23 protein-coding genes and 1 riboswitch are annotated in these 23,924 nt (G+C 45.6%); of the genes, 13 read left to right on the plus strand and 10 right to left on the minus strand.

Annotated elements, in window-relative coordinates; translation table 11 throughout:
* Positions 1-54: 54 nt before the first annotated feature.
* The 6 genes from HQQ92_RS01720 to HQQ92_RS01745 form a co-directional block, all read right to left on the minus strand.
* Positions 55-561, minus strand: coding sequence for a DUF4124 domain-containing protein (locus HQQ92_RS01720; RefSeq protein WP_131525137.1), 507 nt, complete (start codon positions 559-561; stop codon positions 55-57).
* Positions 562-765: 204 nt separating this feature from the next.
* On the minus strand, positions 766-1,392 hold the full coding sequence (locus HQQ92_RS01725; protein ID WP_168826402.1) for a glutathione S-transferase family protein: 627 nt from the start codon (positions 1,390-1,392) through the stop codon (positions 766-768).
* A gap of 133 nt (positions 1,393-1,525) precedes the next feature.
* A complete protein-coding gene (locus HQQ92_RS01730) occupies positions 1,526-2,218 on the minus strand; it encodes a type 1 glutamine amidotransferase domain-containing protein (RefSeq protein ID WP_173242660.1) in 693 nt (230 codons plus the stop codon).
* A 59-nt stretch (positions 2,219-2,277) separates the two neighbouring features.
* A complete protein-coding gene (locus tag HQQ92_RS01735; RefSeq protein ID WP_173242662.1) occupies positions 2,278-3,435 on the minus strand; it encodes an iron-containing alcohol dehydrogenase in 1,158 nt (385 codons plus the stop codon).
* A gap of 172 nt (positions 3,436-3,607) precedes the next feature.
* Entirely contained in the window at positions 3,608-4,204 is a 597-nt protein-coding gene (locus HQQ92_RS01740; RefSeq protein ID WP_105251071.1) for a TetR/AcrR family transcriptional regulator, read from the minus strand.
* Between the two features lie 336 nt (positions 4,205-4,540).
* A complete protein-coding gene (locus HQQ92_RS01745; RefSeq protein ID WP_173242664.1) occupies positions 4,541-4,852 on the minus strand; it encodes a pyrimidine/purine nucleoside phosphorylase in 312 nt (103 codons plus the stop codon).
* Between the two features lie 358 nt (positions 4,853-5,210).
* On the opposite strand from HQQ92_RS01745, the gene HQQ92_RS01750 reads away from it, so the two are divergent.
* Positions 5,211-7,166, plus strand: a complete 1,956-nt coding sequence (locus HQQ92_RS01750) for a methyl-accepting chemotaxis protein (RefSeq protein WP_105251072.1) — start codon at positions 5,211-5,213, stop codon at positions 7,164-7,166.
* A gap of 141 nt (positions 7,167-7,307) precedes the next feature.
* Here HQQ92_RS01750 and ovoA read toward each other — a convergent pair whose 3' ends face one another.
* Entirely contained in the window at positions 7,308-9,422 is a 2,115-nt protein-coding gene (gene ovoA, locus HQQ92_RS01755) for a 5-histidylcysteine sulfoxide synthase (RefSeq protein WP_173242666.1), read from the minus strand.
* Between the two features lie 365 nt (positions 9,423-9,787).
* Between ovoA and HQQ92_RS01760 the strand changes: the two genes are divergently transcribed.
* Positions 9,788-10,183, plus strand: a complete 396-nt coding sequence (locus tag HQQ92_RS01760; RefSeq protein ID WP_105251074.1) for a hypothetical protein — start codon at positions 9,788-9,790, stop codon at positions 10,181-10,183.
* Between the two features lie 39 nt (positions 10,184-10,222).
* Here the strand turns inward: HQQ92_RS01760 and HQQ92_RS01765 are convergent, their stop codons facing one another.
* Entirely contained in the window at positions 10,223-10,405 is a 183-nt protein-coding gene (locus HQQ92_RS01765; RefSeq protein WP_105251075.1) for a hypothetical protein, read from the minus strand.
* 361 nt (positions 10,406-10,766) lie between these two features.
* Here HQQ92_RS01765 and HQQ92_RS01770 point away from each other — a divergent pair, with 361 nt between their 5' ends.
* From HQQ92_RS01770 to HQQ92_RS01785, 4 genes are all read left to right on the plus strand, one after another.
* Positions 10,767-11,618 carry a PfkB family carbohydrate kinase gene (locus HQQ92_RS01770; protein WP_173242668.1) on the plus strand — a complete coding sequence of 284 codons (852 nt, stop codon included), beginning with the start codon at positions 10,767-10,769 and terminating at the stop codon, positions 11,616-11,618.
* Between the two features lie 314 nt (positions 11,619-11,932).
* A complete protein-coding gene (locus tag HQQ92_RS01775; RefSeq protein WP_173242670.1) occupies positions 11,933-13,393 on the plus strand; it encodes a diguanylate cyclase in 1,461 nt (486 codons plus the stop codon).
* 135 nt (positions 13,394-13,528) lie between these two features.
* Positions 13,529-14,224 carry an MOSC domain-containing protein gene (locus HQQ92_RS01780; RefSeq protein ID WP_173242672.1) on the plus strand — a complete coding sequence of 232 codons (696 nt, stop codon included), beginning with the start codon at positions 13,529-13,531 and terminating at the stop codon, positions 14,222-14,224.
* A 36-nt stretch (positions 14,225-14,260) separates the two neighbouring features.
* Entirely contained in the window at positions 14,261-14,617 is a 357-nt protein-coding gene (locus HQQ92_RS01785) for a DUF4870 domain-containing protein (RefSeq protein ID WP_173242674.1), read from the plus strand.
* Positions 14,618-14,693: 76 nt separating this feature from the next.
* Here HQQ92_RS01785 and HQQ92_RS01790 read toward each other — a convergent pair whose 3' ends face one another.
* The gene (locus HQQ92_RS01790) at positions 14,694-16,610 is read right to left on the minus strand and encodes a methyl-accepting chemotaxis protein (RefSeq protein ID WP_173242676.1); all 1,917 of its coding nucleotides are present in this window, start codon (positions 16,608-16,610) and stop codon (positions 14,694-14,696) included.
* A gap of 348 nt (positions 16,611-16,958) precedes the next feature.
* A complete protein-coding gene (locus HQQ92_RS01795) occupies positions 16,959-18,608 on the minus strand; it encodes an electron transfer flavoprotein-ubiquinone oxidoreductase (RefSeq protein ID WP_105251081.1) in 1,650 nt (549 codons plus the stop codon).
* Between the two features lie 247 nt (positions 18,609-18,855).
* Positions 18,856-18,989: riboswitch (molybdenum cofactor riboswitch) on the plus strand.
* On the opposite strand from HQQ92_RS01795, the gene moaA reads away from it, so the two are divergent.
* The 7 genes from moaA (at position 18,977) to HQQ92_RS01830 (ending at position 23,921) form a co-directional block, all read left to right on the plus strand.
* The gene (gene moaA, locus HQQ92_RS01800; protein WP_173242678.1) at positions 18,977-19,957 is read left to right on the plus strand and encodes a GTP 3',8-cyclase MoaA; all 981 of its coding nucleotides are present in this window, start codon (positions 18,977-18,979) and stop codon (positions 19,955-19,957) included. Its footprint overlaps the riboswitch before it by 13 nt.
* 96 nt (positions 19,958-20,053) lie before the next feature.
* A complete protein-coding gene (gene moaC, locus HQQ92_RS01805) occupies positions 20,054-20,530 on the plus strand; it encodes a cyclic pyranopterin monophosphate synthase MoaC (RefSeq protein WP_006079755.1) in 477 nt (158 codons plus the stop codon).
* 23 nt (positions 20,531-20,553) lie between these two features.
* On the plus strand, positions 20,554-20,805 hold the full coding sequence (moaD, locus tag HQQ92_RS01810) for a molybdopterin synthase sulfur carrier subunit (RefSeq protein ID WP_006079756.1): 252 nt from the start codon (positions 20,554-20,556) through the stop codon (positions 20,803-20,805).
* A 1-nt stretch (position 20,806) separates the two neighbouring features.
* On the plus strand, positions 20,807-21,274 hold the full coding sequence (gene moaE / locus HQQ92_RS01815; protein ID WP_105251085.1) for a molybdopterin synthase catalytic subunit MoaE: 468 nt from the start codon (positions 20,807-20,809) through the stop codon (positions 21,272-21,274).
* Positions 21,275-21,353: 79 nt separating this feature from the next.
* Positions 21,354-22,157: a molybdate ABC transporter substrate-binding protein gene (modA, locus tag HQQ92_RS01820; protein WP_173242680.1), complete on the plus strand. Its 804-nt coding sequence runs from the start codon at positions 21,354-21,356 to the stop codon at positions 22,155-22,157.
* Complete coding sequence (gene modB, locus HQQ92_RS01825) at positions 22,157-22,837, plus strand: molybdate ABC transporter permease subunit (RefSeq protein ID WP_105251087.1); 681 nt, start codon at positions 22,157-22,159, stop codon at positions 22,835-22,837. The genes modA and modB overlap by 1 nt, the downstream gene beginning before the upstream one ends.
* A complete protein-coding gene (locus HQQ92_RS01830) occupies positions 22,818-23,921 on the plus strand; it encodes an ABC transporter ATP-binding protein (protein WP_173242682.1) in 1,104 nt (367 codons plus the stop codon). The genes modB and HQQ92_RS01830 overlap by 20 nt, the downstream gene beginning before the upstream one ends.
* Positions 23,922-23,924: the final 3 nt, after the last annotated feature.

Genomic DNA, 23,924 nt, shown 5'->3' on the forward strand with positions numbered 1-23,924 from the left:
TAACTTCATGTATTTAAAGTTTTTATACTAACTTTTACTATACAAATAGTGACATTAACGCTTAGCTGCTTGATGAAGAAATATCTTTCTTGGTGAACTTGATGCAAAGACTTTGCCGTTTTGAGTCAAAGCGTCAACGACTAAGGTATGTTCACCTCTGTCGATGTTTTTGAGTTTAAAGGTACCGCCAATTTGCGGTTGACCGACGGGGTTGCCATCGAGCTTGAGGGCCATCAAATACTGACTTTTTAGCTCTGGGGTGATAGTCGCAACGACGTCGAAATCGCCATTGTTATCTCTGACGGTTTCCTCTTCGGTCGGAGAGGTAATATTGACTTGATATTGAATAGATTCAATTGCTTGAACTGAGCTGTTTAAGTCTGTTTTGGGCAGAGGAAGGGCAATTTGATTTAAGGTCTTATCTTTTAGCTCAACGACTTGGGCATTTGGCTGCGGCTCATCGGAGTAATGGACTTTGCCATCCTTATCGACCCATTTATAAACAGTCGCTTGCGCTAACATGCTAAATAGCACTAAGCCGATGAGTGTGAGTGAACGCATGCTAAAGTCCCTGTAGCCTTGAGATAGAGTTAATCAAGATTAGTCTCTTTTACATCAAAAATCATGGTGTTTGTTGCACTAAGTGGTTAAGGATGTCATCACAGAGAAGGTATAAAGTCGACAGAAAATGGGGCGGCAGAAACAGGGGTTAGTTAAAGTTGGTTAAGCTCGGGCACTAACATGTGCCCGAATTCTATCCATCAATTACAGGCTTGCATCGAGTTGTTTCTCGATCTCACTCGCTTTGACCCAAGCGGCATGTTGGGATAATTGAGTGGCATAGCGTTCAATGTGTTCAAATTTCGCGAGATCGCCACTGTTCGCCAGTAGTTCTACAACAAAGGACATCATGATATCCGCACCCGTGAGCTTGTCTGCAACAAGATAGGTTTTATCGGCCAACATATCATTGAAGTAATGGCTTATCTTACTGACTTCTATCGCCGCATAACCTTCAAGGAAATTGGTTTTACAACCGTCCTTTTGCACGAACATACGCAGTAACAAAGGCAGCATGGCTGAGCTTTCGGCAAAGTGTAGCCATTGCAGATAACTGACATAGTCTGCGCTGTCTCTGGCGGGGGCTAAGGTATCCGCCGCATATTTTTCAATAAGATATTCGGTGATCGCACCCGATTCTGCTATCACTTGACCGTCCATTTCGATAACGGGTGATTTACCTAACGGATGAATTTGCTTAAGTTCGGGTGGCGCGAGAAAAGTCTGGCTATCACGTTGATAACTCTTAATTTCATAGGGTTGACCTAGCTCCTCTAGCAACCAGATGATACGTTTAGAGCGTGATTTATTGAGATGGTGCAAGGTGATCATGGGCTTTCCTTTGGACAGTGAGAGTACATTTTGGCTGTCGCACTATTATGGTGCGACAGCTCTTTTTAACGTATTTAGCACACTTGTGCGCCTGTCTTTGTTCATTTCAAGCTGAGCGTCGCGTATTTATCGCTTAGCCTCTCGCGTTCAATTGCGCAACTATGGTTTCGGCTACGGCTTCGGATGATCCCGGATTTTGGCCTGTGATCAAATGGCCATCTGCGACGACAAAGCTTGTCCAGTCATCGCCTTTGACATAATTGCCACCATTTTTCTGCAGCATGTCTTCAACCAAAAATGGCACGACATGAGTGAGTTGCACGGCTTCTTCTTCAGAGTTGCTGAAACCGGTAACCCGCTTGCCGCTGACCAATGGCTTGCCATCACTGGTTTTAGGGTGCAGCAATGCAGCAGGCGCATGACATACGAGCCCTAGGGGTTTATTGGCTTGATAAAACTGTTCAATCAAGACGATAGAATGTTTATCTTCGGCAAGATCCCACAGTGGACCGTGGCCGCCCGGATAAAAAACCGCATCATAATCGGCTGCGTTGATTTCACTTAAGCGAGTGGTATTCGCTAGCAGTGCTTGAGCCTCAGGATCTTTGCTAAAGCGTGCAGTAGCTTCGGTCTGAAAGTCTGGCTCATCACTTTTTGGATCGAGTGGTGGTTGACCGCCCAGTGGTGAGGCTAAGGTAATGTCAAAACCTTTATCTTTAAAAACATAAAAAGGTGAGGCGAATTCTTCTAGCCAAAAGCCGGTTTTTAAACCGGTATCACCGAGTTTATCATGCGACGTGAGTACCATTAATATATTCATTTTCATACCTTTACCTAAGTTGCTCACATCAATATGTGTGAGCTTTGGGTTTAGTTCATTTGACGTTATAGGGCTAAGGTCAAAATGTCACGGCTCATGGCTGGGTCAATATTGCCATGTTCGCCAAGTGCCACCATGCCGTGCAGTTCAAGCTGTTTCACTACAGTATCAACGTGGCTGGCATCGAGATCATAGGCAGATAAATGTGTCGGTATGCCCATGGCTTCGAAGAAAGCCTTGGTTTTTGCGATAGCGGCGTCGATACGCTCGTCATCTGTACCTGTGTTGATGTGCCACACACGGTCGGCGTACTGGAGTAGCTTTTCGCGTTTAGCCTCTTTTGTACATTGCAACAGGGCAGGCAGTACGATTGCCAATGTACGCGCATGGTCGATATCGTAAAGTGCAGTTAGTTCATGGCCAATCATATGGGTTGCCCAGTCGTGGGGAACACCGACGCCAATCGTGCCGTTGAGTGCCATAGTGGCAACCCACATTAAGTTCGCGCGAATGTCGTAATCTTCGGGTTGAACTAGCACTTGTGGACCAAGCTCAATCAAGGTTTGTAAAAGACCTTCGGCAAATCTGTCCTGCACGGCGGCGTTAACTGGGTAAGTGAGGTATTGCTCTGTGATATGTACAAAAGCATCGACAACACCGTTGGCCACTTGGCGCTCTGGCAGGGTGAAGGTTTTGGTCGGATCGAGTATTGAGAATTGTGGATAAACCAAATCATTACGGAATGGCAGTTTAGCCTGTAGTGATTTACGGGTCACTACGCTGGCGTTGTTCATTTCGGAACCGGTCGCAGGTAAGGTTAACACTGAGCCAAAAGGCATAGCTTGAGTCACATTGGCGCCCCAGCTAGTGAGAATGTCCCAAGGTTCACCTTCGAATACCGCTGCAGCGGCAACAAATTTAGTGCCATCGATAACCGAACCACCGCCAACCGCGAGGAGGAAGTCGATATTCTGCTCACGTACTTGGGCGACGGCTTTCATTAAGGTTTCATAGGTTGGGTTTGGCTCAATGCCATCGAACTCGACAACGAAACGATTACCCAATGATTGTTTAACTTCGTCTAACGTGCCTGTTTTTCTAGCACTGCTGCCGCCAAAGAGGATCATCACTTTAGCATCGCTCGGTACTAGAGAATCAATTTCGGTGATAGTGTCTTTACCAAAACGGATTCGGGTCGGGTTGTAATAGTTAAAATTTAGCATGGATGATGTTATTCCTATTATTACTTTAAATGAGCAGCGTTAATTGAGCTGCATTAATTAATCGCCCGTTAAATTAGTAGACCAGTCGTCTAATTTTGGGGCGTGAAAATGTATTCTTTAAAAATCTGGGCTGATCGATATCAGCAAATATTAGTTTTGAGTCGGTATTAGGTTAAAGGGCCGTTTTAGGCGTTAAAATGGATTCAGTCGTTACGAGTGCACGTTCGAGTGCCGCAGGGCTGTGGCCCAACTTGTTCATTAAGCTGGCGCCTAACCACATGTGATACAACATTTCAGCGGTTGATTGCGGATCTTGCTGGGCGATTGATCTATCGGTTATGCCCACTTGAACACAAGTCGTTAACCTCTCTATGATGCCGGCGGAGCCTTTAAGTAAGGCAACACGCATGGCTTCTGATAAATCGGCCACTTCGGCGCTGAGCTTAACGACTAGACACTTTTGATCTACGCAGCCATCGGCTTGTACGTGCAACCATTGTTGCCAGTATTGCATCAAGCGTTGATGGCCTGTCAGTGTTGAGTCATTGAATAATGCGTCTAAATCTAATTGATATTTTTCAAAATAATCAGTAATAAGCGCTTCACCAAATTGTTCTTTGGATTTGAAGTAGTGATAAAACGAGCCTTTTGGCACTTCGGCCGCCTGCAGCAGTAGGGATAAGCCGACGCTGGAGAAGCCTTTGCGTACGATCAGCTTGTAGCCGATGTCGAGAATATGCTGGCGAGTGGATTGAGTTTCAATTTTCATGGGGTTTAGGATAAATCAAATTAGACCGGTCGTCTAGTGTTGTTTTTTTCGGCGATATCAACGCATTCGATTTAGTATGCTTTGCATTGTGACTTTTGCGCTGCCTTGAGCCAAGTTAATAAAATTGCCAAATTGATAAATGTTAGACGGATAAGGCATTCTGATGGTGAAATGGTGAAATGGTGAAATGGTGAAATGGTGAAATGGTGAAATGGTGAAATGGTGAAATGGTTCGGTAGGACAACATACTCACAGTGCTGAGATAAACCGTCACTGTGAGCGTTCGATTAACGATTGATATGAAATATTAATCGCACTGTCACTTAATCGAGATGACTAGAGATAGCTACAGCAATATTCGGCAATGGCTGTGTTACGAATTTTAAAGCTAACATTTGCAGCCAGCTCAAATTGAGTGCCCTCTCTAAACTCCTGCCATACAGAGCTCTCCGGTAACAACACCTCAAAACGGCCACTGGTGACTTCCATTATTTCGCCTTGGGAGGTTGAGAACTCATATTCCCCTGGTAATACAACACCTAAGGTCTGCTTGCTGCCATCGGCAAAAAATACGCTACGGCTAGCCACTTTGCCATCAAAGTAGATGTTGGCTTTTTTAGATACTGACACTTGCTCGAGTAAACTCATTATTAATCCTCTATAAATTGGCTTGAGATGAATTTATATGCATATTTAATAAATTTCAATGCATCATTTGTCGCATGGATGTGCGCATTCAATATAAGTTGATGCTAACGTTCGGTTTATTGCTTATTTCCCACTATATCATTTTGTTTGAAATGGTCGGTATGGCTTGGCTGTCATTTAAAGTTATTAATCATTTTTCTACTTAAAAATAATGAGTTGTCGGAATTTTAGTGAACTTTTGATGAAAATAGTCGGCACCGCTTTGTTTAGCTGAGATTCTTCTCCTATAGTTTTAAGGCAGGTTTGATTCTGCAAAGATTGAAGGAATGGAATTCGACGCGCGACAAGGAGTCTCACCATGGGTTTTACTCGTAAAATTCAGCTTATCAGTTTATTGATTGTCCTATTACCCCTCATATTTGCCACCGCAATAGTGACTTACATTGCTCGGGATGAATTGTTTGCCGAGGCTCAGTCTCGTTTAGTGGCAGTGCGTGAGATCAAGCAACGGCAGATTGTTGGCATGTTTCAGGACTTTTCCGATAACCTGCAGGCCGTCAGCGCCGTAATTGCCAGCCAAAAAAGCCTCGATACTCTTACTGACATAGATCAAACCTTGCAGTCATTAAATAAATCCCTCGGTTTTTATGACCTATTTATTATTAGTGACGATGGCACCGTTTTATATACAGTGGCGAAGGAGTCTGATTTCGGCACCAATTTGCGTACTGGACCCTTCCATGATTCGGGATTAGCACAGTTATTCAATAAGGCATTGGGATCGGCGGGCACAGTATTACTACAAGATTTTTCCGCATACGCGCCTTCAAATGGTCAACCTGCGGCATTTATTGGCCAGTCGATTCAGTTCAATCAGCAAAGATTGGTGGTGGCGGCTCAAGTATCAATCGATCGCATCAACAGAGTTATGCAAATTCGTGAGGGTATGGGGCAAAGTGGTGAAACTTATCTCATTGGCCCAAATAATCGTATGCGTTCTGATTCTTTTCTCGATCCCATTAATCGCACTGTTACGGCTTCGTTTGCAGGAACGGTAGCTCAGAATGGTGTCGATACGCTGGCGGTAAAGGAGGCGCTGGCAGGTAAATCGGGTGTGATGCAAGTGAATGACTATAACAATAATCCCGTTTTATCCGCTTATTCTCCTGTCGTTGAGCTCGGTTTACGTTGGGGTTTGATGGCTGAAATTGATGTGAGTGAAATAGCAGCTCCCGCCTACCGTATGATGTTTATCGGCTTATCTGTTTGTGCAGCAGCCTTAGTGTTGGCGTTCGCTGCCGCTAAGTTAGTTACAGGGTTTGTATTAAAGCCGCTCGGCGGTGAGCCTGAGGACATGTGTAACTTGACCAGTATGATCGCCTCTGGCGATTTAACTCATAATTTACCGCATGTTCAAACGGATAATCACCTGATGAGTTGGTTGGCGCGGATGCAAACTAAGCTCAAAGAAATCATCAGTCAGCTGGTGGGCGTTGGGCATGAACTTGAATCTGCCGCCGAACAAAACTCTGCCGCTATGACACAAGCCGATTGCAGTATTCAGATGCAGGCTAAAGAAACTGATATGTTGGCTACTGCAGTTGAAGAAATGAGTTATGCCGCAGCTGAAATCAGCACGAATACGATGAGATCCTCCGATGAAGTGTCCGCCTGTACCCATTCGAGTGAAATTCTTTCGCAAAACTTGGCTAGTACTCGTAAAAGCTTAAAAGTGACCTTGAGCAGTTTTGCAACTATTCATCAACAGGTGGGCAGTCTTGAGGCGGATAGTCAGAAAATCGGCTCAGTATTAGCTGTGATAAATGCGATTGCGGAACAAACTAATCTCTTGTCTCTTAATGCGGCGATTGAAGCAGCGAGAGCTGGCGAGCATGGTCGTGGATTTGCTGTGGTTGCCGATGAGGTGCGTCAGTTAGCGGTGAAGGTTCAGTTAGCAACTCAGGATATTGGGCAAGTGTTAAAAGGTATTCAGCAACAGTCAGGTGTGCTGGCGTTGCATAGTGTGACTTGTTCCACTGAAGCCTCTAAAACCGCAGAAGATGCGGATGGAATGCAGACCGCGGTGGATGATATTGCTTTGCGCTTAGAAACCTTAAAGGCATTAATGATTCAAACCGCAACCGCTGCGGAAGAACAAACAACGGTTTCGGCGACGATTGCGCAGGGGATTGCGGGCTTAAGCGTGGCGGCGGAGGAAAATAGTGCGGCTATCAGCCAAGTAGCAGCGAGTACGCGGAGTCTGTTGGGGTTAGCAAATCAGCTTGGTTTAACAACGGCACAGTTTAAGGTGTAGATATTTTTCGCTGCATTTACAGTGTTCTCACCTTAGTTGGTGCTGTAAATGTGACTGAGCTGGATGTTACACATCCGCCAGAAATGGATTTCTGGCGGATATTTTTATCAGGACTTCAGTTGGTTATCCCATGAGTGAGCATTAACGTTTACGCCAAATTGTCATTTCTGAGATGGAATGTTGGAATTTACGTTTAGTCTCGCGGATCACGAAGGGAATTTCCTTCACTGCGACCAGCTCAAATTGGCCGATCAAGGTTTCGGTCAAACCATCTAAGGTGGTGAAGTTCTCTCCTTTGACTTTAACGCCACCTAACCATTTATCCTTGGGCGTATAATCTTCAAGCCAAGTGTATGGCGAGGCAATCACAAGGTATCCACCTTGATTAATCCGCTGGGCAATACTGGTTAAAAAGTGTTTAGGCTCGTTCAACCTGTCGATAAGATTTGAGGCATAAACCAAATCATAACCTGTGTAGATGGGCTTTAAATTACAGGCATCACCTTGCATAAAGTTGACCTTTTTCGCCTCAAGCTCATATCCCAGTTTTGCGAGACTCGCACTCTTAAATTCCTGTAAGTCGCCTTCGGTGCGTATGGTGTAACGTTTTTCACCTTGTTCTGTCAGCGCATAGGCCTGTTGAATAAAGCGCGCCGAGAAGTCGATACCATCAACATGATCAAACACTTTTGCCAGCTCGAAACTCGCGCGACCAACGGAGCAGCCGATATCCAGGGCTTTAGCAGTATGAGTCAATTGAATTTCACTCAGCGCTTGCTGCACACCATTGACGCAGAAGTTAGCAACCCCGAAATATTCGGCGCCATAGTGAAATTCAAGGTATTGGGAAATCAGTTCATCCGTTTCGTACACATTGACCTCTTCCATTTGAGCTGGATTTTGGGTGGATTCCACATAGCGAAAGCCCGCGTGTTGATAAAAATGTCGACGAAACGAATAGCGTGATGAAGCTATTGCCTCATTACCCGTAGAGATCCACGAGCCGCCTTTGATGAGATTATGTTTGCCATCGAAGGTTGGGGTGGAGAAATCATCGTAAAGTGGGTGTACGGCGAAGCCGTCAAAACCGTCGATTGCGGTTTCTGTCCATTGCCAAACATTACCGACAATATCGAAAAAGCCATTATGTTCGAAGCGATTCACTGGGCAAGAAGAGGCGTAATAAGCCAAAGCAATATTGCCCGGCACTTCATGCCAATCGGGCGCATCGGCGGGCACATTCTCGCGTAAGATGTACCACTCAGCTTCAGTTAATAGACGTATATTGCTTTGCTTTTGTTCGGCTTTCCAATTACAGAAGGCCTTAGCTTCGAGCTGATTCACTTCAACAGGCCAGTTTAATGGCAGCGGAATTTCTTCCACTAAGTTACGTTGCCACCATTTATCTTGTCTTAAGCGCCAAAAACGCGGCATTTGTGCTTGGGTATAGGCAAGCCAAGCTTGGCCTTCTTCATTCCAAAATTGGGGTGAGCGATAGCCGCCAGCTTCGACGAATGCGAGATACTCTTGATTCGAGACTAAGAATTTAGCCGCCTTAAAGTCGTTAACGTTAAATATTTTATGGCCGTACTCATTGTCCCAGCCGTAGGTTTGGTCTTGTTCTGTTTTGCCTAAGGTCACTTTTTGCCCTTTTACAGCCAATAAACTGTTGGTCTCGGCAGGGGCGGTGTCTTGGCACGCAGGCCAGAGGTGGTTGGGCGCGACATACTCCAGCGGCAGTTGGCGTATGATCACCGATGAGGTTTCTAAATGAATACGCTCATGTTCAATGCCCATCAAAATGATCCAAGCTGGACTATTTTGAATGATAGGTAACGCTAGAGGCATTTCATCGATAACACGATTGATGACAGCATTAACTTGTTGGCGATAGCTTCGCACCTCTGCTACATCCGGCCACGGATAATGTTGTTCGTTCAAATCATCCCAAGACATCTCATCGACACCAATGGCGAACATGGATTCGAAGTTGTCGTTTACTCGTTCATCGAGAAATTTACCAAGTTTGAGTTTGTTGATATAGAAAGTGGCCGTATGGCCAAAGTAAAAGATTAACGGATGGCGCAGCGGCTCGGCTTTGAGGTAATAGGCGCTATCTTCTTGGATCAAATCATACAGAGACTCGTATAAAGCCCATGTCTGATTAAAGTATTGCTTAAGCTCTTGACGCTTTCCGGCCTCAGTTTCACCAATGAGCTTAAGGGGTTGAGGGGGTTGCGTTATGGGCTTATCCATAGACAAGTAAACTCCGTATTTATCGGCCTGCGGTGCAAGCATGGGAAGATTAATCTATCGTGTGTGACTCTATACGCGATTACTGAGCTCAGGATCACTTTGTCAGCTTAATGTGTCGGTTTCAGGCAAAGTGTTTTACAAACTAACAGAAAGACCAATTGAGTCCAACATCAGTGCTGGAGCTTAAAGCATCTCAGGTATGACCCTTTGGTTTGGAATTATCTTACAAAGAAAGTGATGCGCTCAATTTAGTGATGCTATCCCTTACAGGGATTAAAATTATTTTATCCCTGAAGAGTATTTTCTCTGTCGGGGTTAAGGCAGAATGATCCCGTCCGTAAAATTATTATGCAGGATATAACGGGATGACAATTAACGCATTATGGATACCCGCCTGGTATGAGCTTGATCCGTCGATCGTAGTGGGTGTGACTGAGGAGTTTGTTTTTCACAAGACTGCCGCAAACGAGGCGTTAAAGTTTTACAGCGGTGCAAAGGAAAACGATGCCGTTAAGGCAACCGGAACTATTTCGGCCATTAAGCACAATGTCTTGGGGGACATTGAAAGTGTCGATGCGCAGGGGCTCGATTATACGCTTGTGTTGCAAGATGGACGGCGTTTGTTAGTCAACGCAGAGGAAAACCCTGGCTTGGTTTATGAGTGGGTTGATGACAGTTGGCAGCCTTCAGATATGGTCATTACAGATTGGACATTAGCAGTACAATTTGCGTCTTTATCACCATTGACGCCAATAAAGTAATTGAAGGTTTATCGTGAGTAACTAGATGGCAAAGTGCAGTTAGCGCTCGGGATCCGAGGTTGACTGCACTTTTACTTGTTCAGCAAGTTGTTGGTATTCTTGTTTGATTTCTGCAATATAAACATCGTGAAAATTCAATTCATTAAATTCTTCTATACAGAGCTGATAACGGCGTAGCTGCTCAGATTTTTCTTCGGCGGTATCCCATATTTCCATTAGCATAGCGTTTGATTCCATTCATAAATTTAATATATGTATCCAGCATGCATTTTAACTATGTCTACTGATAATTAATCGAGTCGGCTTCAAAATGGTTACGCTTCATGTTGTCCTGAGACGTTATCTTTTCTATAAATCGATGTTAAACAAAGTGTTAGAGTTAACAACTATATTATACCGTATGAGTGGATAACTTTTTTCCTCATCTTCTTCGGGACAAATGCTTACATCAAGGCGCTGCCATATCCTTATAATGTTTCTATCTTGATGATTGGATTGTGCCTGTGAGCATTTTGCTCTAGATTGATATTTCTTTGTTTTTATCTTCTGGCCTTGATTCTTTTTTGCCCTTTGGAGCCGTGTAATGGCTAATATTCTGTTAGTTGCCAATCTCAACTGTGATCGGATCTTACTGCTTGATAAACCTTTAAAAACGGGTGGACGTTTCCATTATCAAGATGGCGGCCAAAGGCTCGGTGGCGGTGGGGCAAATACCGGATTAGGTTTAGTCTGGGCTGGGCATAGCGTCGCGTTGGTGAGTCAAGTGGGCCGTGATGACATGGGGGATTGGCTCATTGCAGAAGCCAGTACTCAAGGGCTCGATTGTCGTTTAGTGCAGCGCCGCGCCGGCAATACATGCGAAATGCTGCTTGTAATGACGCCAGATGGCGAGCGCACCATTATTCGGCCACAAAGACCCATATTTGAATTATCTGTACCGCCGAAATGGCAGCCATGGGACGCGCTGTATTTTAATACTTCCGCAGAAGGCTCTGTCAGCTGGGCAAAAACAGCTTTAGAACATTGTCTTGTGGTCGCGCAATTAGCCAAGGACGACAGACAGAGACCTTGTCATATTTTATTGGCCTCCATGAGTGATATTCAGGGGCGTTGTGATGGCGCATCTTGGGAATATGGCAAAAGCATTGGCGGCGATTGTCTGCGTTACTTTATTGTCACCGATGGTATCAATGGGGCTAAGGTTTACACGCACGATCAAGTGCAGCATGTTGCCGCTATCCCTGCCACAGTTGTTGATACCACTGGCGCTGGTGATGCCTATGCTGCAGGGTTGATCCACTGTCTCTGCATCGGCCAGTCGATTACTGAGGCCATGGCAGAAGGGGCGATTTGGGCGGCATTTGCGGTGGCAACTGATAGTTCTATTCCGGGTGAGGCACTAAAACAGTATTTAGAGGCGAAGCAAATCGCATGAAAATCTGCGGGCGAGCAGTTTGAGTCATCTTTCTGTCATACGTCCTTGCTAGAGTATGTCTTGTGGCGCATAGCTTGTCCCTTAACGTTTTCTTGTACTTTTCTCCCATTTATTGGTTAGTATGTTTTTTGCCTCGTTTCCCCAACGAGGCATTTTTTTGCTCAAAATAAAGTTATTCCATCGTAGAACGCCAATACGACAGAAATCTTGTGCGGCTATGGCGCAATTGCGTTAACATTTATTCAACTAAAATAGTTATCGTTAAATTAAAATAATAAGCCACTCAAGGTGTTCTGTAGTCTTTGGAGTTGAGAATGGGCAATAACGCTTGGAATGATAAAAATAAATTTATTTGGCTTCTGTCTGTTTTGCTTTTGGTCGCCTTTTTAGTGACCAGCGGTATCAGTTACAAAGTAGCCCATGATTCACTGAGCCAACAAATAGAGAGCAATACCTTACCGCTCACAAGTGACAATATTTATTCAGAAATTCAACAGGATTTGTTACGACCCATCTTTATTTCATCCTTGATGGCGCAGGATACCTTTGTTCGGGATTGGACCTTAAGTCATGAGCAAGAGCCCGAAAAACTCATTCGTTACCTTAAGGAAATCCAAGAAAAATACGGTACAGTCACGAGCTTTTTTGTGTCTGAGAAAAGTCGAAATTATTACCATTCCACGGGCATTTTAAAACAAATCCAAGATGTAGAGCCTGACGATGCTTGGTATTTTCGAGTGCGTTCTTTACCTGAATCTGAGCATTATGAGGTCAATATTGATGCCGATACGGCTGATCGCAGTAAGACAACAGTATTTGTGAATTATAAGGTTTTTGATTTTGAAGGAAAATTTATTGGTGTTACCGGTGTGGGGTTGGCGGTTGAAAAGGTTAAAGCCTTAATTGAGTTATATCAAAAGCGTTATAACCGCCGAGTGTTCTTTACGGATCGGCAAGGTAATGTCACTTTGCATGGCGATCAATATGACGGTACGGATTCGCTGCAAACGAACGTAGGGCTTGATAATTTGGCTACGCGTATTTTAACCAGCCCAAGTGCCGCCTTCAGCTATCAGAAAAGCGGGAAAACGGTTTATCTCAATAGTCGCTTAGTTCCTGAGTTTAAGTGGTATTTGATTGTTGAGCAGGAGGATGCGCCACAAGAGCGGGAACTGTTAAATACGTTTTGGGGTAATTTGGCGTTAAGCCTAATGGTGACTCTAGGTATTTTATTCATCTCAAACATGACCTTAGGTCGTTATCAGCGCAAACTAGAAATTATGGCGTCTACCGATAAGCTCACTGGCGCCGCTAACCGTCAGGTGTTTGATGAGTACTTTAGGCAGGCGTTAGATAAAGCTAAGCTGACACAATCGCCGATTTCAATACTCTTGTTGGATATCGACCACTTTAAAAAAGTGAACGACAGTTATGGGCATGGGATTGGTGACTTAGTATTAAAAACCATGACTAATATGCTGCGTGGTTTACTACAACAACAGGATATTTTATGTCGTTGGGGCGGTGAGGAGTTTTTAATTTTACTCCCTGAGATGGACTTATCCCGAGCGGCAGAACTGGCAGAACAGATCCGTGACCTCATTTCCCAGCGGGAAATTAAAGTGAATGGATTACACATTTCTATTACTGCCAGTATTGGTGTTGCTGAGCATCAAGTGCAAGAGCCTGCGGAGGACCTTATCAAACGTGCCGATCTGGCCTTGTATCAGGCAAAAGAAGCGGGCCGAAATCAAGTGGTGTTAAATCATTCATAGACTCTACTCGGTTCTTCTTGGCAGCAATGTTTAGCCTACCTTTGTGGGTTATGGCGTGGGTTGATTGTATTATTGGCGTATCGCGGTTTACACTCTGACAGTAATGCGCGATAGGTCATTGATTTGGAGTTGCAGATGTCAAAGTTGTTGATTAATAAGTTGTCTGGATTGTACTTAGGAACTCATCTTCAAGAAATGTCCGGTGTTGCTACGGGGATTGATGGTAAGCAAGCGGCTCAACAACTGTTAGTGCATATCGACCATGTTGAAGGGGACGCGCAGGCCGATCCAAAACACCATGGCGGCCTTGATCGCGTGCTACATCATTTCCCCCGCGAGCACTACGGCCAATATCGTCGTTGGGACTTAATCACCCAGCTCGAAGATGCGCCCAGCATGGGAGAGAACATTAGCACAGTTGGACTGAACGAAACTCAAGTCAATATTGGCGATATCTTGCAAATTGGCGCAGTAAAAGTGCAAGTGACTCAGCCGCGTTCACCTTGTTTTAAATTGAATCTGCAATTTGGTCACAAAGAATTCGCCCTCGCCATGCAGCAAAGCCAATTATGTGGTTGGTTTTATAGAATCTTAACCCCAGGGATTATTCAGTTAAACGATAGGATTGAATTAGTTGAGCGTCGTACTGATATCAGTGTTGCCGAGGCCATGTCACTCTATTTCTCGCCAACGTTTAATACCAGTGCCTATGATCGTTTAGCTTCCTGCGAGGGATTAGCGCTGAGTTGGGTTAATAGCCTACAACGCCGCTTAGCATTACAGACAGTAGAAGATTGGCAAATGCGTTTATATGGGCCGAGTGGAAAATAAGGCTTTATATTCAAAATGATAAAACAGGGATGACCTATGATTGAACCCGTTACAAAAAGTGATAAAGATTTTGGCTTACTGGTATACGCCTCAAGTTTTATTGGATACTTAGTGCCGTTGGGCTCTATTCTTGGTCCTTTGATCATTTGGCTGATGAAGCGTGAAGAGTCCGCATTTGTCGATCAATGTGGCCGTAGTTGTTTGAACTTTAAATTGAGCCTGTTGATTTATGTGATCATCAGTGCCGTATTAGCTTTGGTCGGAATAGGTTTCATTTTATTGATCTTACTGGGTATATTCGATCTGGTGTGTACTGTGCTGGCGATTATTAAGGCCAGCGAAGGTAAAGTGTATCGCTATCCATTAACGATTAAATTTATTGCTATGGATTAATTGCCTCTGCGAGTTAAAGAAAAACGCCTTAGATGGAAACATCTAAGGCGTTTTTTATGGCGTAAATTTTAAGGTTTTACACCTTAAACTTGGCCACTAAGGTATCTAAGCGGTGTGACAGTTGATTCAAGGCTAAACTCGCCTGTGCCGCCGCTTGTGCAGTATTGGCAGTACGTTGAGTAATGTCATTGATTTCAGTGACGTTACGGTTGATGTCCTCCACAACTGTGGATTGTTCTTCCGTTGCCGCAGCAACTTGAATGTTCATGTCGCTGATAAGACCAATGCGATCGCTAATGCCAATTAACGATTTGCTGGCTTCATCGACGGCCACAACGCCTTCGTGGGAGCGGGTACGACTCTGGGCCATCGCATTAACCGCGCGGCTGGCTTCCGATTGCAGTTTGTCGATCATGCCTTGCACTTCATTGGTCGATGCCGCGGTGCGTGAGGCTAAGTTACGTACTTCATCGGCCACGACAGCAAATCCACGTCCAGCTTCGCCGGCACGTGCTGCTTCAATGGCCGCGTTAAGTGCTAACAAGTTAGTCTGCTCAGAGATAGCGCGGATCACATCTAAAATACCACCGATGGATTTAGTGTGGGTCGCGAGGGACTCAATCACTTCACCCACTTGGCCAACGTCTTTCGACAATTGGTTAATGGTATCGCGGGCACGGGTTACCACAACTTGGCCGCTGCTGGCTTCAGTATCTGCATCTCTGGCGGCAACCGCAGCTTGGGCGGCATTACTGGCAATTTCATTAACCGTCGCGCCCATTTCATTAATGGCCGTTACCACCATCATAGTGCGATCTTTCTGCTCGTGGCTGTCTTCTAAGGTTTGCTGTGCCTGATTCGACACATCCTTAGCCGAGAAACCGAGCTGTTCGCTGGTTTGTGCCACTTCGATGACAGATTCCTGTATCTTACTGATAAAGCTGTTAAATCCTTTGGCGAGCTGTGCAATTTCATCTTCACCATTGACTGGTAGACGTTGACGTAAGTCACCTTCGCCTTCGCCTATGTCGTGGAACATGGCGGCAACTTGGGCAATAGGACGACTCACAGAACCTGCCACCACGATGGCGAGTACAATAAAGCCCGCTGCAATTATTAGCGTCCAGATTAAGATCTGATAAGCCGCTTCGGTTAATAGTGCGAACACTTCGGCCTCGGGCACCTGTGCGACTAAGTACCAATCCATAGATGCGATATAACTACTGGCAACCAGCATGTTTTCGCCATTGATTTTGGTATTGATCAGATTGAAATCACTGCGGTTTAATAATGAGCTTGAACTCGCATCCTTGTATAAGCTGCTTAGGCTGCTCTTACCAATTTGGCTCGTATCTGGGTGGAGTTTTACCTCACCTTTAGCATCCACTAAGTAGACTAAACCGGTTTCTTCAATTTTAAACGAGCTCAGCAAACGCACCATGTCATCGAGTGATTTAGCGAGCCCGACTAAGCCGCGACCATTGGGTTGTTGGTAGTTGATGAAGAGTTTGACTTCGCCGTTGGCCTCAGTAAATACGTTCAACATACGTTCTTGGCCACTGTCTCGGTAACCAAAAAACCAGCCGTCCTGCGCAGGAGTGAGCACGCGCAAAAAACCATCCTGAGTATAGTAGGCGGCAGTTTGTCTGTCGGCGTAGGAAGCTTGCGCTAGCTTATACTGACGAGTGATGTCTTTGAGTTGGGCTACGACTTGGGGTTCTTGGGCCTGCGGTCTACCGTCTTCGAGCCATTGCAGTAACATGCGGCTACTGGCCAATTGCTCTGCAGCATTCATCAAAGTGGAAATGTCGAGATCGATCTTATTGCGAATTTGCATCATTAAGCTCGGTAATTCCGAACCTAACATCCTTTGTTGTACGACATTTTTCGCGCTACGTTGGCTTAATACGCCGACGAGTATGGTCGACAACAGTACTGCAAATGTCACTGTTAACAGAATTTTCTGCTTAATGGTGAGGTTATTAAATATCATAAATATCAATATGCCTGTGTTGGACTATTTTGAGTTATCGGTCAACGCACTCTTGTACGGTAAAAGATTATCGGACAGAAATGTTAAAAGTTAACCTTAGTCTAGGCCGGTTGCCGAATGAAACAGCGTATAGAACACTTATTTGGCCTAACCTGTTGGTCTTGCTGTAGATCTAATTATGTAGAGTATAGATGGAAATGAGATGGTGATTGAAAACGAACTCTTTTTTGTGTGGCAATTGTGGCCAATGTCGCGAGTAAGGGCAAGTAAAAAAAGTGAACTATTCGTGTAAAAGGTGAAAAAAAGGCGCTCCATTGAGCGCCATTATTTACATTTATCATCCAAATGTTACATGTTGGGGTAGTTTGGACCACCACCGCCTTCCGGTGTAACCCAAGTGATGTTTTGGCTCGGATCTTTAATGTCGCAGGTTTTGCAATGAATGCAGTTTTGCGCATTGATTACAAACTTGGGTTGACCCGCCTCTTCGACGATTTCATACACGCCTGCTGGGCAGTAACGCTGTGCTGGCTCATTAAACTGAGTCAAGTTAATGCCCAGTGGAATGCTGCTGTCCTTGAGACGTAAATGGCAGGGCTGATCTTCCTCATGATAAGTGCTCGACAGATACACTGAGGACAGTTTATCGAAACTAAGCTTGCCATCGGGTTTTGGATAATCAATCTTGCTGTAAGCGCTCACAGGTGCCATTTGCGCATAGTCTGGGTGCTCATCACGCAGTGTGATAGGGAACTTTCCGCCAAACCAGTTTTGATCTATATAGTTGAATGCGCCGCCTAAATAGGTACCAAATTTGTGCATTGCTGGACCAAAGTTGCGGGATTTATGCAATTCTTCGTATAGCCAGCTTTCTTCAAGGTGGGTTTGGTAACAGTCGAGATCTTTACCGCCTTCAACCCCTGCCATCATGGCTTTACCTAAGGTTTCTGCTGCAACAATCCCGCTCTTCATCGCAGTGTGAGTGCCTTTGATTTTAGCAAAGTTCAACGTACCCGCGTTGCAGCCTATGATAAGACCGCCAGGAAAACTCATCTTAGGTAGCGAGTTTAAGCCGCCTTTAGTAATCGCGCGGGCGCCATAACTAAGGCGTTCGCCACCCGTTAAATACTTAGCAATCACAGGGTGGGTTTTATAGCGCTGGAATTCGTCAAATGGGCTCAGATGCGGATTTTTGTAGTTCAAATCAATAATAAGGCCGACCGCAATTTGGTTATCTTCCATGTGATAAAGGAAGCCGCCACCCGATGCGCCCTCGGTTAATGGCCAGCCACCTGTGTGAACGACTTTGCCTTGTTCGTGTTGCTCGGCGGGGACTTTCCAAATTTCTTTGAAGCCTAAACCATAATGCTGTGGTGTTTTACCATTATCTAAATGGTATTTTTCGATAAGTTGCTTGCCTAAGTGGCCGCGGCAACCCTCGGAGAAAACGGTATATTTAGCATGCAACTCCATGCCTGGCATAAAGCTGTCTTTGGGTTCGCCATCGGCACCCACTCCCATATCGCCAATTAAAATACCTTTAACGCTGTTATCGGCGTTAAATAGCAGTTCGCTGGCGGCAAAGCCGGGGAATATTTCGACACCGAGTTCTTCTGCGCGATTGGCAAGCCAGCGGGACAGATTACCGACGCTGATAATAAAATTGCCGTCGTTGTGCATGGTTTTTGGCACAAAAGCATTAGGCATGACTCGGCCGTCGGTGGCTGAGCTGAGTAGGTAGATTTCGTCGTGGGTGACAGCGGTTTTTATTGGGGCATCTTTTTCACGCCAGTCGCTGAATAGCTCGTCTAGCACTTTTGTCTCGAACACTGCGCCTGACAGAATATGCGCGCCCACTTCTGAGCCTTTTTCTACCACACAGACGGTAATTTCTTTACCTGAATCCTGTGATATTTGCATTAATCGACATGCCGTGGCCAAGCCAGCTGGACCAGCACCGACGATAACAACATCGAATTCCATTGATTCGCGTTCCATCAGTTCACCTCTTCCTTCACGTTTCCCCGATTTTTATCGAGTGTTGTAGTTTGTAAACGGGCGTTTTATTGCTTGTACCACCTTACCTGAAAATAAGATAAGGTCACAGTGGATTACGCTGCTGTTTAGTCTAATTCAATACAAATCTTTAGGTGAGGACTGTCACAGATTATTCACGCTAGCGTGATCTAGGTTAATAAATACCTGTTTAGGGGTATAGCTAGTGAGTACTTTCGGCCTATAATCACCGACGACGGTTCTCCGAGCTTGCCTACCTAAGTCGAAAGATATGGAGGTGTAGCCGTGGTAATAATGCCACCGGGGTGGGATAAGAAATGCTCTCACCTCCCACACTTGGAAAGGTGATCATGTCTCAATTACAAGACAGCTTTGGTCGAAAATTTCACTATTTACGGATGTCAGTCACTGACGTTTGTAACTTCAAATGCAGTTACTGCCTCCCTGATGGTTATCATCCAGAAGGTAAACCAAAATTTTTATCTCTCAATGAGATAGAAAACTTAGTCTCTGCATTTAGCCAAGTCGGCACCCAAAAAATCCGCATTACAGGCGGTGAACCTACCCTGCGTAAAGACTTTACCGACATCATACGTGTCGTTGCCGATAACCCGCGCATTCAAACCATAGCAACGACCACTAATGGCTATCGACTCGAAAAGCATGCTAAAGAATGGTTCGATGCGGGCTTGCGTCGTATTAATGTGTCCGTGGATAGTTTAGATCCCAAAATGTTTTACCAGATCACCGGCGAAAATAAGTTTGATGAAGTGATGCGGGGGATTGATGCCGCCTTGTCGGCAGGTTTCGAGCGAGTAAAAATCAACGCCGTACTGCTTAAAGGTTTAAACGATAAAGATTTGCCACGTTTTTTACACTGGATTAAACACACGCCAATCGACCTGCGTTTTATCGAGCTGATGGAAACGGGTCTTGGTCGTGAGTATTTTGAAGCCCATCACCTAGCGGGCGCCGACATCAAAGCACAGTTACTGGCAGATGGCTGGCAATTAGATACGCCAAGTGCCTCCGATGGTCCAGCCCAAAATTTCAGCCGCAGCGATTATCAGGGCCGTATCGGCTTGATCATGCCCTATGCCAATAATTTTTGTGCTACCTGTAACCGTTTACGGGTATCTGCTAAGGGTAAATTGCACTTGTGCCTCTTTACGGAATCTGGTGTCGATTTACGTGATCTGCTACAGCATTCTAACCAGCAAGCGGAATTAATTGAGCGTCTGCACGGTCAATTAGCCCAGAAGAAAGAAACCCATTACTTGCATCAAGGCATCACAGGTGTCACTCAGCATCTTGCCTCTATTGGCGGCTAGACCTGATTTTAGGTCTGTTGCCATAGCCAATTTAGCGCGAGTATAAGTTCAATTTCCCTTGTACCCTGTTTTGACCTCAATTAAAGGATCGCTCCAATGAGCAATGTATTTACTCATATTAATGCCGATGGCAATGCCCATATGGTCGATGTAACTGAAAAAGCCGTTACCGAGCGCGAAGCCCGTGCAGAAGCTTTTATTGAGATGGCGAGCACGACACTCGAGATGATCATGAGTGGCAGCCACCACAAGGGTGATGTGTTTGCGACCGCGCGTATTGCGGGCATTCAAGCTGCGAAAAAAACCTCAGATCTTATCCCTCTCTGCCATCCGCTGATGCTAACGAAAGTTGAAGTTGATTTAGAGGCACAACCTGAACATAACCGCGTGCGTATTACTAGCCTGTGCAAGTTATCCGGCAAAACGGGCGTAGAGATGGAAGCGTTAACAGCAGCTTCAGTGGCGGCGTTAACTATCTATGACATGTGCAAGGCTGTGCAAAAAGATATGGTGATCTCCCAAGTCCGTCTGTTGGAAAAGCGTGGCGGCAAGTCGGGACATTTTAAGGTTTAGCGGATCAAAAACGAGAGAAGACTATGATTAACGTGTTGTTTTTTGCTCAAGTTCGAGAATTGTTGGGCACAGCTAAATTAAGTTTAGAGGCGAGCGAGCAGACTCAAACTGCCGAAGCATTACGGGCAACGCTGGCGGCCACCGACGACAAATGGGCCAAAGTATTAACCTCTGACAAATTGCTGGTGGCGGTAAATCAGACCATTAGTCAATGGGATACGCCTGTAAACGATGGTGATGAAGTCGCCTTTTTCCCACCGGTTACAGGAGGTTAATATGCGTTTATTACCCGCAGTTCGAGTGCAAGAGGTCGATTTTAGTGTTTCTGACGAATATCGCCAGCTAGCTCAAGATGATAGCGATGGTGCCGTAGTCACTTTTGTCGGCAAAGTGCGTGATTTTAACGATGGCGCCGCGGTGACAGATTTAACCTTAGAGCACTATCCGGGCATGACCGAAGCCGTGTTAGAACAAATCGTTGCCGAGGCGCGTAGCCGTTGGCCGCTTAATAAAGTGACGGTTATTCACCGTGTCGGTACTATGGCTCTGGGTGAGCAGATTGTGTTTATCGGCGTAACCAGCGCCCATCGCAAGGCCGCTTTTGCTGCCTGTGAATTCTTAATCGACTTTTTAAAAACCAAAGCGCCATTCTGGAAATTAGAAGCGGGCGAGCAAGGTAAAAGTTGGGTTGAAGCGAAAGATGCCGATGAACAGGCGGCTAAGCTATGGCAACACAAAGACTAGTCGCGTGACAGAGATACTCGTAGTCGCAACGCAGCTTGCCAGTTTAAGACCCGCGCGAATATTGCACTAAGGTGACCCAATGCAGAGTTTGACCCGTTTCTTTCATACCTGTGTTTTTGCATTACTCTGGTGCTTGGCGGTCGTGCCATCGACGAGTCGCGCGGCGGATAATACAGCGATTCCCGCAATTGCCGCTGCCTCTGATTTACGTTTTGCCCTCGATGATATTAGCCAAAAATTTACCAATGAAACTGGGCTAAAAGTAAAAATATCCTATGGGTCATCGGGCAATTTTGCTACTCAAATCCAAAATGGTGCGCCCTATGAATTATTTTTATCTGCGGATGAAAAATATATTCAGCAATTGCATAGTGCTGGCGTTGCCCGCGATGCTGGCGTTCTTTATGCCCAAGGGCAACTCGCTATTGTTGTACCTAAAACAGGTCGTTTGTCCGTTGATCCTGAACTTAAGGGGTTAGCCGACGCACTCGCTGCAGGAAAAATTACCCGTTTTGCTATTGCTAATCCTGATCACGCTCCCTATGGCGAAAAGGCCAAAGAAGCATTGCAGTTTGTGCAGTTGTGGGATGCGATTCAAGCTAAATTGATCCTTGGGGAAAATGTGTCCCAAGCAGGGCAGTTTGCGATTAGTGGTTCAACCCAGGGCGGGATTATTGCGCTCTCTTTAGCTATGTCTCCTACTTTTGCCAAACATAGTGATTACGCCATAGTGCCAGCAAAAATGCATAGCCCACTGTTTCAGCGTATGGCATTAATGGCCAAGGCGGGTGAAACAGCTCAGCATTTTTACGATTATTTAAGAGCCGATAGTGCTCGTCGTGTTTTGGCCGATTATGGTTTTTCATTGCCAGAGCAACCATGATGGATTGGCAGGCACTTTGGTTATCGGTCAAGCTGAGTGGCATCACAGTTTTAGTGTTGATTCCTTTAGCTATTTTGGCTGGACGAGCATTAGCCTATCGTCAATTTGTCGGCAAATCTTGGGTCGAGGCGCTGATCATGGTGCCCTTAGTATTACCACCGACTGTGATTGGTTATTACTTGCTGGTGGGGCTTGGCAGTCAAAGTTGGCTCGGACAATGGATTGAGCAAGTCATGGGTCAGCAACTCGTGTTTCACTTTTCAGGTCTGGTTATCGCCTCTGTTTTAGTTAATATTCCCTTCGCTGTGCAGCCGATACAACGCGCCTTTGAAACTGTACCTAATGATGTTCGCGACGCAGCGGCTTGTTGCGGCATGAGTCGACTTAAAATTCTACTTAAAATTGAATTGCCTATGGTGTGGCCGGGTGTGCTAACGGCATTAGTTCTGTGCTTCTCCCATGTGCTTGGGGAGTTTGGCGTTGTGCTGATGATGGGCGGCAATATTGCTGGAGAGACTAAGACGATTTCGATTGCAATTTATGACAGTGTGCAATCATTCGATTTTAATGCCGCTGGCACTATGTCATTAGTCTTATTGCTGTTTGCCGTGACGGCGTTAGCACTAACAACCAGCCTATCGCGGCGTTTAGGAGGTCAGCGTGGCGCAAATCATCGCTGATCTGCAGTGTCAGATCCAAAATCATAAACACATTAAACTCAACGCCGATTTTCGCTGTAAAGCGGGTGAAGTACTTGCTGTGGTCGGGCCGTCTGGCGGTGGAAAAACCACACTGCTACGGATGATCGCTGGGTTGAATCATCCCGATACGGGACAAATCCACTTTGGCGATCGGCCTTGGTTTGATGATAAAGCGCGTATCGCCTTAAGCCCGCAGCAACGCCATATCGGTTATATGCCGCAGCATTTTGGGCTATTTCCGAATCTCACTGCCTTAGAAAATGTAGTCGCTGGGCTTGATCATATTCCCAAGGCGGAACGCATACCGCGCGCGAAAGATTGGCTCGAACGGGTCAATCTACAGGGATTACCCGATCGATTACCGGCGCATTTATCGGGCGGCCAGCGCCAGCGCGTTGCGCTTGCCAGAGCGCTTGCTCGCGAACCGTCGGTTTTGTTGCTGGATGAGCCTTTTTCTGCGGTGGACAGGGAAACTCGCGAGCGATTATACCTTGAGCTTGCGCGCCTCAAAGAGCAGTTACTCTGCCCAGTGATTATGGTCACCCATGACTTAAATGAAGCCTTACTGCTGGCTGATTCGATGATTTTGATCAGCCAAGGCAAGATGCTGCAGCAAGGTGCACCTTTCGAGGTGTTATCGCGGCCACGAAATGAAGCTGTGGCTAGGCAGATGGGGCTAAGAAATATTTTTGATGGTGAAGTGGTATTTCAAGACAGCATTAAAAATCTCACTTGGCTTAAATTTGGTGAGCAGCTAATTGCCTGCGACTATGGCAAAGAGCGCCCTGTGGGAAGTCGAGTCCGTTGGGTTATCCCCAATCAAGGTATTCGTTTTAATTCGATTTCCAAAGGGCGTTTATGCCGCAGTTTTAATAAATTAGATGTCACGATCGACGCTATGCTGGTGATGGGCGAATCCGTTCGGCTTATCTGCTACGTCACTGGCACCCCATTACAACTTAACACCGAAGTCTCGCTGCATTTTGCCCAAAAGCTTGCTCTTACTAAGGGGATGCAAACTACGGTGGCACTCAAATCCGAACAAATTCATATTTTGGAATAGCTT

The organism is Shewanella sp. DC2-4, from assembly GCF_013248875.1.
Taxonomy (GTDB): domain Bacteria; phylum Pseudomonadota; class Gammaproteobacteria; order Enterobacterales; family Shewanellaceae; genus Shewanella; species Shewanella oncorhynchi.

What these genes read in the sequence shown, in the direction of transcription:
- modB (WP_105251087.1), top strand. Translation starts at nt 22,157, where the DNA reads ATGGATTGGCAGGCACTTTGGTTATCGGTCAAGCTGAGTGGCATCACA.
- HQQ92_RS01765 (WP_105251075.1), bottom strand. Translation starts at nt 10,405, where the DNA reads ATGCTAATGGAAATATGGGATACCGCCGAAGAAAAATCTGAGCAGCTA.
- HQQ92_RS01785 (WP_173242674.1), top strand. Translation starts at nt 14,261, where the DNA reads ATGATTGAACCCGTTACAAAAAGTGATAAAGATTTTGGCTTACTGGTA.
- HQQ92_RS01745 (WP_173242664.1), bottom strand. Translation starts at nt 4,852, where the DNA reads ATGAGTTTACTCGAGCAAGTGTCAGTATCTAAAAAAGCCAACATCTAC.
- ovoA (WP_173242666.1), bottom strand. Translation starts at nt 9,422, where the DNA reads ATGGATAAGCCCATAACGCAACCCCCTCAACCCCTTAAGCTCATTGGT.
- HQQ92_RS01760 (WP_105251074.1), top strand. Translation starts at nt 9,788, where the DNA reads ATGACAATTAACGCATTATGGATACCCGCCTGGTATGAGCTTGATCCG.
- HQQ92_RS01725 (WP_168826402.1), bottom strand. Translation starts at nt 1,392, where the DNA reads ATGATCACCTTGCACCATCTCAATAAATCACGCTCTAAACGTATCATC.
- HQQ92_RS01780 (WP_173242672.1), top strand. Translation starts at nt 13,529, where the DNA reads ATGTCAAAGTTGTTGATTAATAAGTTGTCTGGATTGTACTTAGGAACT.
- HQQ92_RS01730 (WP_173242660.1), bottom strand. Translation starts at nt 2,218, where the DNA reads ATGAAAATGAATATATTAATGGTACTCACGTCGCATGATAAACTCGGT.
- HQQ92_RS01740 (WP_105251071.1), bottom strand. Translation starts at nt 4,204, where the DNA reads ATGAAAATTGAAACTCAATCCACTCGCCAGCATATTCTCGACATCGGC.
- HQQ92_RS01795 (WP_105251081.1), bottom strand. Translation starts at nt 18,608, where the DNA reads ATGGAACGCGAATCAATGGAATTCGATGTTGTTATCGTCGGTGCTGGT.
- HQQ92_RS01750 (WP_105251072.1), top strand. Translation starts at nt 5,211, where the DNA reads ATGGGTTTTACTCGTAAAATTCAGCTTATCAGTTTATTGATTGTCCTA.
- moaD (WP_006079756.1), top strand. Translation starts at nt 20,554, where the DNA reads ATGATTAACGTGTTGTTTTTTGCTCAAGTTCGAGAATTGTTGGGCACA.
- HQQ92_RS01735 (WP_173242662.1), bottom strand. Translation starts at nt 3,435, where the DNA reads ATGCTAAATTTTAACTATTACAACCCGACCCGAATCCGTTTTGGTAAA.
- moaC (WP_006079755.1), top strand. Translation starts at nt 20,054, where the DNA reads ATGAGCAATGTATTTACTCATATTAATGCCGATGGCAATGCCCATATG.
- HQQ92_RS01775 (WP_173242670.1), top strand. Translation starts at nt 11,933, where the DNA reads ATGGGCAATAACGCTTGGAATGATAAAAATAAATTTATTTGGCTTCTG.
- HQQ92_RS01770 (WP_173242668.1), top strand. Translation starts at nt 10,767, where the DNA reads ATGGCTAATATTCTGTTAGTTGCCAATCTCAACTGTGATCGGATCTTA.
- HQQ92_RS01720 (WP_131525137.1), bottom strand. Translation starts at nt 561, where the DNA reads ATGCGTTCACTCACACTCATCGGCTTAGTGCTATTTAGCATGTTAGCG.
- HQQ92_RS01790 (WP_173242676.1), bottom strand. Translation starts at nt 16,610, where the DNA reads ATGATATTTAATAACCTCACCATTAAGCAGAAAATTCTGTTAACAGTG.
- moaE (WP_105251085.1), top strand. Translation starts at nt 20,807, where the DNA reads ATGCGTTTATTACCCGCAGTTCGAGTGCAAGAGGTCGATTTTAGTGTT.
- modA (WP_173242680.1), top strand. Translation starts at nt 21,354, where the DNA reads ATGCAGAGTTTGACCCGTTTCTTTCATACCTGTGTTTTTGCATTACTC.
- moaA (WP_173242678.1), top strand. Translation starts at nt 18,977, where the DNA reads ATGTCTCAATTACAAGACAGCTTTGGTCGAAAATTTCACTATTTACGG.